This is a genomic window from Pedosphaera parvula Ellin514, from assembly GCF_000172555.1.
Classification (GTDB): Bacteria; Verrucomicrobiota; Verrucomicrobiia; order Limisphaerales; family Pedosphaeraceae; genus Pedosphaera.
Genome location: NZ_ABOX02000033.1, coordinates 61,942 through 76,979 on the forward strand (window position 1 = coordinate 61,942; position 15,038 = coordinate 76,979).

Below are 15,038 nucleotides of genomic sequence, written 5' to 3' on the forward strand. Positions count from 1 at the left end.
TGCTGTCTTCTGGCATGAACATCAGAGAAGAGCAATGCTGCTGAGAATGGCACCAGTCTGAAAATACGGACGCCGCCGTCCGAGCGCTCCCCAGGTGCGATTACTCATGCGCCCGATCTGTGTTTTTGGGTTCACCGGTGTCCACAGATGTTTCGGAGGACATGGTATCACCTCAACATTTTGAGAGCTCAGGCAAATTTATTCCTGCAGGAATAAAGCTACGGTGACAAATCCTAAAGGGCAGTATTAAATTGCCCGTATGAGCAAGTTCAACGGGGCTACGGTTAAGTCCATCGGCCAACTGCAGGTTCGGGATATCGGTTCGCAAGCTGCATTGGTCCAATCGTCCCGTGATACCGTTCAAATTACTGCTTTGGCACCAGATTTATTTCGTTTACGAATTGCACGGGCAAGGAGCTTTTCTGAGCGTCCTTCCTGGGCTGTGAGCAAAACCGAATGGCCTGCTCATGTAACGAAGATAACCCAAAGTGGAGGCGAAATCGTCCTGGCAACTGAAAAAGGCAGGCTATCGCTCAATCTGAAAAACGGACAATGGAAGCTGTGCGACCTGCATGGGAATGTTGCTTTTGACTCACTGGCAGGCGCTACAGGTTTTCAGGTCACCAAGGCTGGAGTCACTCTGAAATTAACCGCTGACGAAAGCATCTTCGGATTAGGCGAAACCACCGGCACCTATAATAAACGTGGCCTCATCAGAGAACTGTGGAACATCGATGTCCTTGGACACGCGAAGGCAATCTACCCAGGCTTGCGCAGTCTGTACGTTTCAATCCCTTTTGTTATCTCACTTCGACAAGGTAGCGCGGCAGGTCTCTTCTGGGATAACCCTGCACGCCAACTTTGGGATATCGGCCAGACAAACCAGGATAACTGGCAGATGACTGCGGCATCAGGTGAAATTGATTTGTATCTTTTCCTCGGCCCAGAAGTCGGCGACGTGGTTGCCCGTTACACCGAATTGACTGGTCGCATGCCTATGCCCCCGATGTGGGCTTTGGGATATCAACAATGTCGTTATAGCTATGAAACAGCCAGGCGGACTGAAGAAGTCGCGAAAACTTTCCGTGACAAAAAAATACCTTGCGATGTGATTTACCTCGACATCCATCACATGGATGGCTACCGCGTTTTCACTTTTGGCAAAACTTATCCCAAGCCCGGACAACTGATGTCGAGATTGGCAAAAAAGGGATTCAAGGTGGTCACTATTGTGGATCCTGGTGTCAAGGATGATCCCGATTTCAACGTGCTGAAGCGCGGCCTCAAAGAAAATGCCTTCGTGAAAGATCCGCAAGGCAGGAAGGATTATGTTGGTCGCGTTTGGCCAGGACGGTCGCGCTTTCCGGACTTCCTTCGGCGGAACGTCCGCGAATGGTGGGGACGCGAACAAAACAAGCTTTTGGAACTAGGTGTTGCCGGTTTTTGGAATGACATGAATGAGCCGGCAAATTTTGCACTGCCCACCAAAACCCTTCCTGAAAAATGTCCTCACCATACCGACGTGGGCCTCATGCCGCACAGTGACGCACATAATCTTTACGGAATGCAAATGGCCCGTGCTTCGCGCGAAGGAGCCCTCGCTCACCAACCGAACGAACGCCCCTTCGTCATCAGCCGGGCCGGATACGCAGGCGTGCAACGCTACGCCATGGTTTGGACTGGCGATAACAGTTCCGTCTGGGATCACCTGAACGATGCGATTCAGATGTTTCTCAACTTGAGCATCAGCGGATTGGCTTTTTGCGGTGGCGACATCGGGGGGTTTCTGGACAACACCACTCCGGAACTTTTGCTGCGCTGGTTTCAGATGGCAACCTTCACCCCTTTTTATCGCAATCATACCAACATCAAAACTATTGACCAGGAACCCTGGGCTTTTGGTCCGAAAGTGGAAGCAATCTGCCGTCGCTACATTGAATTGCGTTACCAACTGCTGCCGTACCTCTACGGGCTTTTCAGTGAAGCCCATCGTAATGGCACTCCGATCATGCGGCCATTATTTTGGCATTATCAGGATGATCCTGTCGCCACCGCCGCCGGGGATCAGTTCATGCTGGGAGACAGCCTGATGGTTGCACCCATTGTGAGGCAAGGTGCGGTCGCCCGAAGCGTCTATCTTCCACGCGGCGAATGGTTCGACTTTTGGACCGGTCAAAAGCACGCTGGCGCACGTCATGTCCTGGCTGATGCTCCCATCGAAAAAATCCCGCTCTACGTCCGTGGAGGCGCAATAATTCCCATGGCAGCGGTTCAACAATTTGTTGATCAAAAACCACTCACTACCATCAACCTCCACATCTGGCCCGGTGCAAACGGCGCGCTCAATTGGTATGAGGATGATGGAGTCACGATGAACTATACAAGTGGTGACTACCTCGAACGCCAAATCACCTCTTCACTGGAAAAGAACTCCGGCAGAATCCATCTTTCAGTACCCACAGGCAGACGTGCCAGCAAAGTCAAAATCTGGCGGGTGATTCTGCGTGGTGTTTCGAAGCATCTACGCGCCAAAACAAACAACCGCCCCGTCGCAACTCACTTCGATCAACTCACGAACATCTGCTCCCTCGAACTGCCGAACACAAATTCCGGGATGGAGATCACTTTAAAATGATGATTCACCTCTGCGTGGTCAGAGTCGATAATTTCAGTTGTTCAATTTAATCAATGCGTGGTGAATGTATTATCCAATCTCGCAGTCGCACTCGCTCCCACTTCCAGGCAGGCGCCTTCCTTCGTGCTTCGCGCATAAATCCTCCCATTGCTCACGCAGGGTGTGCTCCAGCACTTGCCGGCCACGGCATGTTTGCGACCCAATTCCTCGTAGCCACTGGTAATCGCCTTTACCAGGACGAGTTCTCCCGCATCACTCAGCACCAGCACATTTCCATCCACCAACGTGCAACCGCCCGGCCCAAATCCTTCCTTCGACCACAAAATCTTTCCCGTTGCCATCTCCACACATTTCAATGGTGCTTTGCCAAACTCCTTGAATCCGTAAATTCCGTACAGGTATCCATCCTTGCACACCGGAGTGCTCCAATGATTATTGATCACATTCGCCGGCTCAAACCACAACTGCGTCGCCTCCCAGTTATCCCCGTTCTTCGATACCTTGCAGGCACTCGCGCCCACGCCATAACCCGCCGAGCAATAAACCATGTCCTGGTAAACAATCGGGCTCATCGCCGTCGACGTGCTGTAACGAAATTTATATTTCCACAATAATTTCCCATCCTTCGGAGCCACCGAAACCAAACCCGACTGCATGAAAAATATCACCTGCCGTTCACCCAGGATCGTCGCCGCTATCGGCGTCGAGTGCGTCATTTTTTCATCCTGCCCTTTCCAAACCAGATGCCCATCCTTCTTGTCAAATGCCAACAATGACTGCCCCGCCCCACCGCCCGCCACGAAAATCAAATCTCCATCAATCAGTGGCGACGCCGCATTCTCCCATGAAATATTTCGGCCAGCATTTTCCTTGATCAAATCATGCGACCAAAGCTTCCTGCCCGATTTTGCATCGAAACAATCCAATACCAGTCGCGACGACATCGTATAAACCTTGCCGCCATCGTACGCAGGGGTTGACCTCGGGCCATCGCCACCCTTGTTATCAGATGCCCCCGCGTCCCCGCCACCCTGGTATTTGGCGATCCCCAGCGGTTGTGCCCACAACTGTTTCCCCGAATCCGCATTCAAGGCCAGACACACTTCCTGGTTTGCACCCTCAACGTCCCGTTGCACCAGGGTAAAAGCCTCTCCATTGCCAATCGCAAATGAACTGAATCCCGTCTCCAACGGTGTCTTCCAAACTTCCTTCGGCCCAGCCGCAGGCCACTTCAATTTCTCCGTGCTCGACCCATCATGATTCGGCCCGCGGTACTGCGTCCAATCCGCACCGGCCACTTTCGTGGCCACGCAAACAATGGAAATCACACCCATTAATGCCGCTCTGGAAATGCTGAAATTCATAACCACAAGAATCCTACAAAAACCGACCCTGTCAATCGTTTCCGACCCCGCCCCCCGCCCCAATAAACTATTCCACTCTTTGAGACTCCGACCACGAGAAAATTTTTTTCCGGGGCTTCATTCGTCACACAAATTCGCTGTTTGAATTCTTTTACCTTCCAATGGCTTCCGACACCTTCTGCAACCTCAACCATACAATTTTATTGAACTCCCGATCCACCGTGCTTCCTATGCTTGCGTTTCCCCTGTCAGTTTTTGCCAATTCTGATTCTCAGCGTCCATTCCCCACACTCTTTTCTGTCATTCATCACTTGTTTTCCCGTCTTTACAATTCATTTACAATTCTCCCTCGTCACACAAAATTCCTTTACATTCAGCTGTTTAACTCTTTGTCGATGAAAGACGTAACATCCATTATAATAACCTATCCCGACACCCAGTCCTCCGCCCTGCCCGCAACTCCTTTTACACCGTTCCCATTAACCTTGGGTCACCCGGTCGCCTCTCCGCCCACGCCAACCATCCTTACGATTGAAAATAGCGATGAAGACTTCGACCTCCTCGATCGCGCCCTCAAGTCCGCCGGCTTAAGCGCCAGACTTTATCGCGTCCTCAACATCTCCTCCGCGCAAAACTATTTGCTCGGCACCGGCCCTTTCAGAGATCAAATCGTGTTTCCCAAACCCTATCTCGTCATTACCAACTCCCGGCTGGCAGCTTTCTCCGCCCAGCAACTCATCACCTGGATTCGCCATCAACCCACCCTTGAGACCCTGCCCATCATCGTTCAATCCGCCAGCCTTACCTCGGAACAACGCGGCGAACTCTACCAGCACGGCGCCAATTTTTGCCTGCCCAAAACCAACGACGCCAGACAGCTCGCCCACCAGCTCCTCACCATCCACAAAGTCTGGCATCAACTCGGCCTCGTTCGCCTCCAGTCTGAATGTTGAATGTCCGGTTTCGCTTCTTTTCCCTCCTCATCTTCTTGCATTCCCCCGGTCATGAATCATTTTGTACTTGAGAGGGCAGTTGCATGAGGCAACTGTCGAATCTGGCGTTGCCAATGGTCGAAAACATGGTTCGCAACGCAGGGAGGAGGAAAGAGTTATGAATGATCTAGAGAAACTATTTCTAAGTGAACTAAGAGACATCTATGATGGCGAACAAAAGTTGGTCGAGGCGTTGCCCACAATGGCTGAGAGCGCCGAATCCGCTGATCTGAAATCGAGCTTCAGCAAACACTTGGAAGAAACTAAGGGACACGTCAACCGTCTGGAACAAGTCTTCCGCGCCATTGGCCAGGAACCGAGCCGCAAGCCTTGCACTGGGTTGGAAGGCATCATTGACGAAGGCGAGTTGCTGTCCGTTGAGTTTAAGGGCAATACCGCATTGGATGCCGGCTTGATTTCTACCGGACAAAAAGCCGAGCACTACGAAATCACAACCTATGGCACCCTCTGCACTTGGGCCAAGGAGTTGGGAAACGAGCGCGTGTTGGCCCTGCTGAAGATGAATCTCAGTGAGGAAAAAGAGGCCGATGAGAAACTGTCGGAAATAGCCAAAAACCTCTGCAACCTCGAAGCCATCAGTCACGACACCGAAAAGAAAGGCGAAACCGTCGCCAGTGTCGAAAAAGTCGTGACTGCCGGAGTCTGATCGCAGATCCGGTCACCCATTCAGAATAAAGGCAGGAACTCCGTTCCTGCCAAAGCCCAAAAATATCCGAACAAAGCACCTACAATTCAACTTCCACTGCTAGGAATCAATGATCGGTGGAATGGGACTCCGTCGAATTCTAACAACGTCGTCGCTTCTCAAATGCTCATGGAGTCTGTCCGCGGATGCGGTATAAGCTCCAACCCTACCGTCAGGTTCGTAGGTGGGGCGAGTCACTTCTGTGTGCGTGCCCCACTAAGATGGTCCGCGACGCCACACAATCTAAGCGCACGCGACCTATGATCCCGACATTCCGGTTCCCGTCGCTTCGCACATACTTGAACGGGGCGAGGGACGGGGTGAGGGCTTCAATATTTTCCAACCAACAATCATATCATCGGTCCACGAGCTCTGCCCCATTTGGATGTTCAATGTTGGCCTTCACGAACCTTCCCCTTCCCACATTTCCAGCAAGAATCAAACTGCGATTCATGCACCTCACCGCACGGTTGACACGTCCAATCCGGCCCCTTCCCCACCCGACCCAGTGGTTCGCTCGGATACAATTTTCGTTGAATCCAATGAGCCATAATCGCCACCGGTAGCAGTGGCAAAATCAACCCACCCCAGGTGAGACGCCCCGATCGCGTCGCACCATAAATAATCCCCTGCCACAAAATCCCAAACACCGCCAACGTCGACGTCAACGCCACCATCCAAACCGTCTGCTTCGACAGTAGGTTCGCCGCCGACAACTCACCCCACGCCCGCTTCGCAACATAGAAAAAGTAAATTGCCAATCCAATTCGAAAAAGCCCCGCAAAAATATCTGGCGACCCGCTCGTCGCCATCACCGCCACCGCGCCGAACGCCAGCACAATCCCAAATAAAAACGTCACAACCACCATTCCCCATTGCAGGGCGTTGACCTTCGCATTCGTCTTCACCTCTCCGATTTCCTGACCGTCATTCATCACAACTTTATCCATTTCAATTATTCTCCAGCACTCAGACCGACAATCTGTTTATTCATGTTGACCCCAAATTAACATCATAAAACCTTCAGCAGTGATGGCCGATTTTTCTGCTTTTTAACGCGATGATTCAATGCACCTTCTGCGCCTGCACCGACTCACCGAGGACCTGTCCAGTCACCATCAATGTAACAATTGGATATTTTCCGTCCTTTATTCGTGCATACCCACGTCCATTCGTGGTTAAAATCATTCCGCAAACAATTGAAAAAAGTCACCATCCATACCGACGGTGCGTGCCATGGCAATCCCGGCCCGGGCGGCTGGGCTGCCATCCTTGAATTCGGCCCGCATAAACGCGAACTCTCCGGCGGCGCACCGGCCACCACCAACAACCGCATGGAACTTCAGGCCGCCATCGAAGCCCTCACCGCTCTCAAGGAACCTTGCGAAGTTGATTTCTTCACCGACTCCGAATATCTCCGTCAGGGTGTCTCCGGCTGGATTTGGAATTGGAAACGCAACGGCTGGCGCACCAAGGATAAAAAGCCCGTCAAAAACGACGAACTCTGGCGTTTACTTGATACCGCCGTAGCCCGCCACAAAATCTCCTGGCACTGGGTCAAAGGCCACGCCGGCAACACTGGGAACGAACGCTGCGACGTGCTCGCCACCGATGCCATCGCTCACATCAAAAAAACCCACACCAAAGACCACCTCAAAACCCTCCTCAAGGAATTCAAAACCGCCGATGCCGTGTCAAAATCCTCCTCCGAACTTTTCAATCACGGTTTAAGGTCACTGATCAAGTGACTTGGCTATTCCCCTACTTTTCCACACACAAAATCGTCGCAATTTCCAGCTTCGGAACAACCACTTCAACGAAGCTTGCCGCACCTTCCGTTCGCACCTTAAAAGGCAAGGCAACGTCCGTCCCCGCGCCATCCGCCGTCAATGCCCGCACCCGATTCACCTTCTTAAACGGCACTCTGACCGACAATTTCACATCTGCCACCGGTTGCACCTTGTCTTCAAACGATGAAACCTTTTGCGTGTTCAGGTTGTAGAGATGCACGATGCTTCGAGTCGATTGATCTTGCACCAGCACCCGCACGAATGCCGGCGCAGCTAACACAACGCTCGGCTGGACCAGCACCTTCTGCAATTCACCCCACCAATCACTCTTATCCGCAAAGATAATCCGACCGCCGGCCTTTTGAAACTTCTCCACCAACGCCCTCTCCGTTTCATTCCATACCGAAGCAGATTCCGCCACTATCACCGGATTTTTACTGCTGGTGGAAGATGCTTTTACAACTTCCTTGAAATCGTCCTCACAGAAAACTCCAAACTGTATATTCGAGCGGCAAAGTAGCCCGGCCACCCCTGAAACAGCGCACGAGTTGGTATCCAGCCATTGGCGGAAAGGAAGGAATAGCATCACATCCCGACGGGGCTTCACCCCATTCAATAGCTTTTCATTTCGTCTGAGGAAGTCTGCTTCTTGTCTGATACCCGCCGACATGCGCTGCCGTTGATTCTCCGGCCGAGTCGGCCACGAAAGATATGATGCCCCATTTGCCGCCGCTTCCGCCATGGCCAACCGCATCAAATTCGGCGCCGTGCAATAATCACCATCGGCTATCGTCACCGCGACGACCGGCTTTCCATGACTGATCGCGTGGAGCAGTTTATAAGTCGGCGCATATTCAACCAATGCGCCATTGGCCAGCATGCGCGGCTGGCTCGCCATGTCTTCCACCACCACGTAATCCTCCTTCTTGCTCATTTCATGGATGTTGTATCCATAATTGCGACACTGCGAATAAAACACATCCGGCGAGTTCAGGCTGTTATTGCACGTAATCAGTGCGTCGCGCTTGATGGAACGCGCATACTTGCGCATTTCGGCCAGAAAATCCCGCGCCGTAGTGCAGCGGAACATCATGAATTCACGAGGATGACTTAACGCCAATCGACGCAGATCCTCCGTCGAACTCCCGACTTCGACGCCCGCGCTTTTGCCGTTCCGTGAGAATTCCCCGAACTTCGCCATGCAAAATTTGCAATAACACCCTTCCGGATGCACCGTCGGATTGTCGAAGAATATCCCGTCATGACCTGCCTCCAACTGCAGCCTGACCATGCATTTCTCATACACGCGCCAATCGGGATTATTCATGCAAGCTGGTTGATAATCTCCGCCATACCAGGAAGCCAGCGGTTTTCCATTACGATCCTGCTGCAGCCAATCCTTCGGTGGACTCTGAAACTGAGAACGAAACTTCGGCGACCAGTTCTTCTCAAACGAGTCGAGCTTCACTATTGAGGTGGCGCAAACATATCCAATCGCCAGTCGCACCCCCTTTGCCTTCGCCTTCCCCAGATAAGCCTTGGAACTTTTGCTCGCCGCCTGCAACTCAGCCTCCGCAGGCAGACCCGAATAGCCCATACCGCCCAATCCTGTGCAATAAAGTATATTCGCTCCGCTTGCCACCGCCGTATCAGCCTGCTCGCTGTAGGAACCAAGATGCTCAAACGCATGTCCAGCAGTCCCCAACCGCAAATCGTCCGCACCCGCCCACGCCATCCGAGTCCAAGCCACACAAGCAACAATTGCTAACAAAATGAACCGATGCTTGATACGGAATGTCATCATGATTAAAACAATCCAACCTCCTCGCTCATCAACCTGCAACTGAATAATCCATTTTCGGTGCCGCACAGTTGCTATTTCAACCCATTTTCGTTGACCCACTGAGTATCAAACCTACACTTCTCTTTTGCAGCCATGATGATCTCGACCATTCCTTCAAACCTCCGGATTTATTCAACCGTTCTTTTGATCGCAGTCCTGGCTTGCATCGGCCTTCACGCTGCCGAAGAAATCCGTCCTGATCTCGATTATTTTCCCTCACGCCTTTACGCCACAATTTATCGGAATTGGGACATCGTTCCACACGAGCGCCTGGCCACGGTTTTGGGCACTGATGTCACAACCCTCCACAAGGCCGGCAAGGCGATGGGTCTTTCAATTCCCGAATCACTCACTCCGGAAGAAATCCGGCGCAACGTCGAAATGGTTCTGCGCCGTAATTGGACCATTATCCCCCGTAACCAGATCGAAGCCTTGCTCGATTTTAATCCCCAGCAATTCGACGACTTCCTTGGAAAGGAAATTTTCCTGCGCGCTCTCCTGGCTGCTCCTCCGGCCGACTTGTCCCCAATCAAATACGCCATTCCCGATTCGGCAACCAAAGCCCGCCTCCAATGGTTTTCCATTCATTTTACTCACCATAAAGAAGCGGTCTCAAACACCCCCGAAGAACCTCGCCTGGGTTATCAAAACGATCTCTTCTTCGCTCATAATCGCCCTGATTTTATTCCCGAGACCACATCCAAATCGGCAGAGGCCAATCTCCAATCAGGCTGGAAAATCTACACCCCCCGAGGCAGAGGTGAAGTGTTGAAGCATGCAGTTGCTGATTTCGCTCACTATTGTCTCGTTTGTCAGCAAACAAAAAAGGGTTCCCTTTCAGAAGCAAGCAAGCCGGGGAATAATACCATCACTCTGCTGGTCAGGCCTTCCTCCGATGTTCCTGAAGCCTATTCTCTCAAGATCGAAAAAAAATCCATTCATCTGGAATCTTCCTCTGAAATCGGTCTCGCCCGCGGCCTCGTGGAACTGGAACATCGCATGGCGGAGCGTGGCGGCCCCTTCCTTTCAACCACGTGCGAAACCAACCGGCCGACGTTCAGCACTCGTTGCGTTTTCCCTTACTCTTCGCTCATGACGGATGTGCTCGGCCAGGACTTGATTGATCCCTGTCCCGATGGTTACCTCGATACAATTTTTCATCAAGACGCCGATGGCATTTGGATCTATGCGCTGCTAAGCGACCTTGTTCCCTCACCCGTTTTCGACGGCATGGGTGTCGGCGGCGAAAAGCGTTTGCAAAAACTTCGCGACCTCGTCAACCGCGCAGCCAAACATAGTCTGAAGGTCTACATCTACCTAAATGAACCTCGCTCTCAACCGCTTGCTTTCTTCGACAAATATCCGGATGTCAAAGGTCAGGTCGAAGGCAATACCGCCGCTTTGTGCACCTCGACCGAAGCCGTCCAAAAACATTTGCGCGGCTCCTTTGAAAAGCTCTTTCGCGAAGTCCCGGGTCTTGGCGGGGTGTTTCTAATCACAGCGAGCGAAAACTTGGCCAATTGCTACTCCCATGCCCATGGCGGCAAAACCTCCTGTCCCCGCTGCTCCCAGCGCAGTCCTGCCGACGTCATCGCTGAATCCATTCGTTGCATGGCGGAAGGCACCTGGGCGGCCAACCCCAAGGCCCGCTTTGTCGTCTGGGATTGGAGCTGGCATTCTGTCCTCGGTGAAAATGTGCCGGAACAAATCATCAAGCAACTTCCCAAAGGCGTGGCGCTCATGGCCGACTTCGAACGCGGCACCACCATTGAACGTGGCGGCGTCGCCATGAAAGTCGATGAATATTCCATCTCGGTCGTCGGCCCATCACCTCGCGCCCAACTCCGCGCCAAACAATCCAAAGACTCGGGCCTGGATTTCTTTGCTAAAGTCCAGCTTTCCACCACCTGGGAATGCGGCACCGTGCCGTTTATCCCCGTTCCCAATCTGCTCGCCCGCAAAGCCACCGCCATGCGCGACCTCAATGTAACCGGCGCCATGGCCACCTGGACCATTGGCAGTTATCCTTCGCCCAACACTGAAGCTTTTGCACTGCGCCAATGGAATCCTCAATTGGACGAGGAAGATATCCTCCGCCGCATCGCCGCCCGACGTTATAATCCCGAAGCCGTCGCACCTGCAGTAAGCGGCTGGACTAAATTAAGCGACGCCTTCACCGAGGAATATCCTTACTCCTCCGCACCATACTCAGGACCACTCCAGCACGGTCCATCGCTTCTTCTCTACCGACGCGACATTCCACCTCCGTTAGGCACCGTTACCCTTTTAAACCCCAAGGATGATTGGACTCATTGGACGGCACCCTACTCCCCCGAGTTGATGTCCAAACTTCTGCGACACCTCTGCGAACGCTGGGACGACGGTCTTCACGATTTACAGGATGCCATGGAAGCCTCGACGGGCGTGCGCCGCTGGACCGCTCAACGGGACTACGGCGTGGCCTGGATGGTTGGCTACACCTACCGCGCTTATGCCGACGATCTCGATTTCTACAAGGCCCGTGATAAGGGCGACATTCTGCACATGAAACAAATAGCCGCCGCTCAAATCGTAAGCACCGAGGAAGCCCTCCGTTTCGTGCGCGCCGATTCACGTCTCGGTTGGGAACCCGAATTACAATATTTTTATCGCCCCTCCGACGTGCTGGAACGGCTGCTCTCCCTGGACGCAGTCGTCGATTCACCTCCATCAAGCGCCAGCCATTGAGCGCGAGCGCGAAATAGACTTCGCCAGGCTCGCCATGGGCAACTTTACCAACGTGATGCGCTTACCCTTAAAACAGAGTCCTTACCCCATGGAGAAAAAGCTTAATTAAAACGATTCTAAATGTGTCGGAAGCCCCGGTGCATCCACGTGAGTTGAAGATTACGAGGAGCGTTGACTTGGAGAGTGGAATTTATATGCACCGGGGCTGGGTCGGAAAGGGGGGCAATTCAATTTTCCAGCCAGTCACCTGTTGCTCACTTTGGGCCAGGCGACGGTCGCATTGGACAATTTCCATTGTACAAACTACTTTTCGGCATGACTGTGAAGGCCTTATTTCCCAAAGAACAACTGGAAAATGGTGAATTCAATCGCCAGGAGGACGCATTCCGAGAATGGATTTCCAACGATGGTTCCACGCCCTACCCAGCCGTTGCCGGCCGCTATCATCTCTATATCTCCCTAGCCTGCCCGTGGGCCAGCCGCACGCTCATCGTGCGAAATCTTAAAGGGTTGCAGTCCGCCATCGGCGTCACGGTTGTCGATCCGGTCCGGGACGAACGCGGTTGGGCCTTTCGCGACGGACCTGGTTTTAGCCATGATCCGGTCAATCACTTCGCCTTCCTGAGCGAAGCTTATCAGGCCACTGATCCGGACTTCGATGGCCGGGTTACCGTCCCCGTCCTTTGGGATAAACAAACCAACAAGATCATCAATAACTCCGAAGACGATATCTGTCGGATGTTCAATGACGTTTTCAACTCCATCGGCAAAGCAGAGGTGGATCTATTTCCCAAAGCTATCGAAGCCGAACAGGCAAAACTGAGTGCCTTCATTTATAACAACGTCAATAACGGTGTTTACAAAGCCGGTTTCGCCATCTCGCAACGCGCTTACGAAAAAGGCTGTCGAGCTGTCTTCTCCGCCTTGGATGAACTTGAAACTCGCCTCGCCACCAGTCGCTATCTTTTTGGACATCGGATCGTTGAAGCCGATTGGCGGCTTTTCTGCACCTTGATCCGCTTCGATGCCGTCTATTATCTCCACTTCAAATGCAATCTTCGCCGTATCGTTGATTATCCAAACCTGCACGGTTATTTGCTCGATCTTTACCAACAGCCGGGCATTGCCGAAACCGTAAACATGGACCACATCAAGCGTCATTACTACATGACCCATGAAGAGATAAATCCCACGCGGATCGTGCCGCTCGGCCCCGAACTTGACTTCGACCGCCCCCATGGCCGCGAGCGGCTGTAATAGATTATAGTCGGTTGACGGTTGAGCGGCGTTGCAATCGATGGCATCGTACTCGCAGATGAACGTTCCACCCGTGATTCCAGCAATGATGCGCACAGAATTGAAGGATTTGAAGGTCGCGAAATATCTACTCGAAAATCCCGGTTTAACCATTCGCATGGCAAACCTGCTGGGATCTCCGCTGGAAAAAGGCTTCGCCATGCTCCCAGCCAATTGGTCTGTTGCTGTAAACAAAGCCGCCAAATCAGCTTTGACCAAGGCCCTCGAAACTGCCGTCGCGACGTTGGGCCGAAAAAGCCCACGGCGTTCCAGGGAATTGTTTCATAAGGTTCTCGTCGGAGCTTCGGGCGGAATCGGCGGGGCCTTCGGTCTTGCTGCGTTGCCGATCGAACTACCCATTTCCACCACCATCATGCTCCGCTCGATCGCTGATATCGCCCGAAGCGAAGGCCATGACATCGCCCTCATTGAGACAAAGCTCGAATGTCTCGAAGTCTTTGCCTTGGGAGGCACTCGCAAAACCGATGACGCGAGCGAGAGCATGTATTGGCTCACCCGTGCTGCGCTAAGCAAGACCGTTTCCGAAGCCGCTACTTACATCACACAAAAAGGCGCACTCAATGAAACCGCGCCGGTCATCGTTCGCTTGATCAATGAGATTGCCTCGCGCTTCGGCGTCATGGTTTCCGAGGAGGTGGCAGCCAAAGCCATTCCCATTATCGGCGCGGCGGGCGGCGGATTGATCAACGTTCTCTTTATCGCTCACTTTCAAGACATGGCCCGCGGCCACTTCATCGTGAAACGCCTCGAAGCCAAATACGGCATGGCCCAAGTCAAGGAAGCTTACGACCAGATCGCAGTCTAAATAAAAAAGCACGGACGGTTTTGGCCATCCGTGCTTGATTTAAAAAATTAGGAATTATTTCTTCGCCGCTTCGTAATTCTTCGCGACTTCATTCCAGTTTACAACATTCCAGAAAGCCTTGAGGTAATCAGGCCGCTTGTTCTGGTATTTCAGATAATAAGCATGTTCCCAGACGTCGACTCCCAGGATGGGCTTGCCTTCGCAACCAGCAATTGCCTTGCCCATGATTGGATTGTCCTGGTTCGCGGTGGAGGCAATCTCCAGCTTCCCGTTATTCACGATCAGCCAGGCCCAGCCACTTCCAAACCGGCCAACACCAGCCGCTTCAAGCTTTTCCTTGAACGCGTCGAAACTGCCAAAGGTTGCCTTGATATCATCTGCCAATGCGCCTGTGGGAGTTCCACCGGCCTTTGGTCCCATCAGCTTCCAAAAGAAGGAGTGGTTGACATTGCCGCCGCCATTATTGCGCACGGCACCGCGGATGTCTTCCGGAACTGCGCTCAGATTGCTGATCAATTCTTCGGGGCTCTTCTTTTCCAAATCTGCCTTGCCGGCAATCGCCTTGTTGACGTTGTTCACGTAGGCGGCATGATGCTTGTCATGATGGATTTCCATCGTCTTCGCATCGATATGCGGCTCAAGAGCATCGTTTGGATAAGGAAGTGGAGGTAGTTCGTATGCCATAATAGTCTTAATTTTAAAGTTTAATTATCCGTAATGAACCAACGAAATCCCGATTGGTAATCAGACTCTAGCCGATGAAAAGCAAAGGCACAAGTGGGGAGTAACAAAATTGCCTGAACCACAAACACTTTTACCGGGAGTTATTGCGTCTTGATGATGAAGAACTCGCTTGCAA

General features: G+C 52.4%; 11 protein-coding genes. 7 read left to right on the forward strand and 4 right to left on the reverse strand.

Annotated elements, in window-relative coordinates:
• Positions 1–259: 259 nt before the first annotated feature.
• A complete protein-coding gene (locus CFLAV_RS21445) occupies positions 260–2,635 on the forward strand; it encodes a glycoside hydrolase family 31 protein (protein WP_007416932.1) in 2,376 nt (791 codons plus the stop codon).
• A gap of 50 nt (positions 2,636–2,685) precedes the next feature.
• Here the strand turns inward: CFLAV_RS21445 and CFLAV_RS21450 are convergent, their stop codons facing one another.
• Positions 2,686–3,999: a PQQ-like beta-propeller repeat protein gene (locus tag CFLAV_RS21450; RefSeq protein WP_007416933.1), complete on the reverse strand. Its 1,314-nt coding sequence runs from the start codon at positions 3,997–3,999 to the stop codon at positions 2,686–2,688.
• Between the two features lie 395 nt (positions 4,000–4,394).
• Between CFLAV_RS21450 and CFLAV_RS21455 the strand changes: the two genes are divergently transcribed.
• Together CFLAV_RS21455 and CFLAV_RS21460 are read left to right on the forward strand one after the other, a co-directional pair.
• Complete coding sequence (locus CFLAV_RS21455) at positions 4,395–4,952, forward strand: response regulator (RefSeq protein WP_150107527.1); 558 nt, start codon at positions 4,395–4,397, stop codon at positions 4,950–4,952.
• A gap of 157 nt (positions 4,953–5,109) precedes the next feature.
• Positions 5,110–5,658: a ferritin-like domain-containing protein gene (locus tag CFLAV_RS21460; protein ID WP_007416936.1), complete on the forward strand. Its 549-nt coding sequence runs from the start codon at positions 5,110–5,112 to the stop codon at positions 5,656–5,658.
• 428 nt (positions 5,659–6,086) lie between these two features.
• Here CFLAV_RS21460 and CFLAV_RS21465 read toward each other — a convergent pair whose 3' ends face one another.
• On the reverse strand, positions 6,087–6,647 hold the full coding sequence (locus CFLAV_RS21465) for a hypothetical protein (RefSeq protein ID WP_007416937.1): 561 nt from the start codon (positions 6,645–6,647) through the stop codon (positions 6,087–6,089).
• A 204-nt stretch (positions 6,648–6,851) separates the two neighbouring features.
• Here CFLAV_RS21465 and rnhA point away from each other — a divergent pair, with 204 nt between their 5' ends.
• On the forward strand, positions 6,852–7,445 hold the full coding sequence (gene rnhA / locus CFLAV_RS21470; RefSeq protein WP_007416938.1) for a ribonuclease HI: 594 nt from the start codon (positions 6,852–6,854) through the stop codon (positions 7,443–7,445).
• A gap of 13 nt (positions 7,446–7,458) precedes the next feature.
• On the opposite strand, the gene CFLAV_RS21475 is transcribed toward rnhA, so the two are convergent.
• Complete coding sequence (locus CFLAV_RS21475) at positions 7,459–9,291, reverse strand: alpha-amylase family protein (protein ID WP_007416939.1); 1,833 nt, start codon at positions 9,289–9,291, stop codon at positions 7,459–7,461.
• 132 nt (positions 9,292–9,423) lie between these two features.
• On the opposite strand from CFLAV_RS21475, the gene CFLAV_RS21480 reads away from it, so the two are divergent.
• The 3 genes from CFLAV_RS21480 to CFLAV_RS21490 all read left to right on the forward strand — a co-directional run bounded on the left by CFLAV_RS21480 (position 9,424) and on the right by CFLAV_RS21490 (position 14,179).
• A complete protein-coding gene (locus CFLAV_RS21480) occupies positions 9,424–12,057 on the forward strand; it encodes a hypothetical protein (RefSeq protein WP_007416940.1) in 2,634 nt (877 codons plus the stop codon).
• A gap of 315 nt (positions 12,058–12,372) precedes the next feature.
• Entirely contained in the window at positions 12,373–13,314 is a 942-nt protein-coding gene (locus CFLAV_RS21485) for a glutathione S-transferase family protein (RefSeq protein WP_007416941.1), read from the forward strand.
• Between the two features lie 40 nt (positions 13,315–13,354).
• A complete protein-coding gene (locus CFLAV_RS21490; RefSeq protein WP_007416942.1) occupies positions 13,355–14,179 on the forward strand; it encodes an EcsC family protein in 825 nt (274 codons plus the stop codon).
• Between the two features lie 54 nt (positions 14,180–14,233).
• Here CFLAV_RS21490 and CFLAV_RS21495 read toward each other — a convergent pair whose 3' ends face one another.
• Complete coding sequence (locus CFLAV_RS21495; protein WP_007416943.1) at positions 14,234–14,863, reverse strand: superoxide dismutase; 630 nt, start codon at positions 14,861–14,863, stop codon at positions 14,234–14,236.
• Positions 14,864–15,038 lie beyond the last annotated feature (175 nt).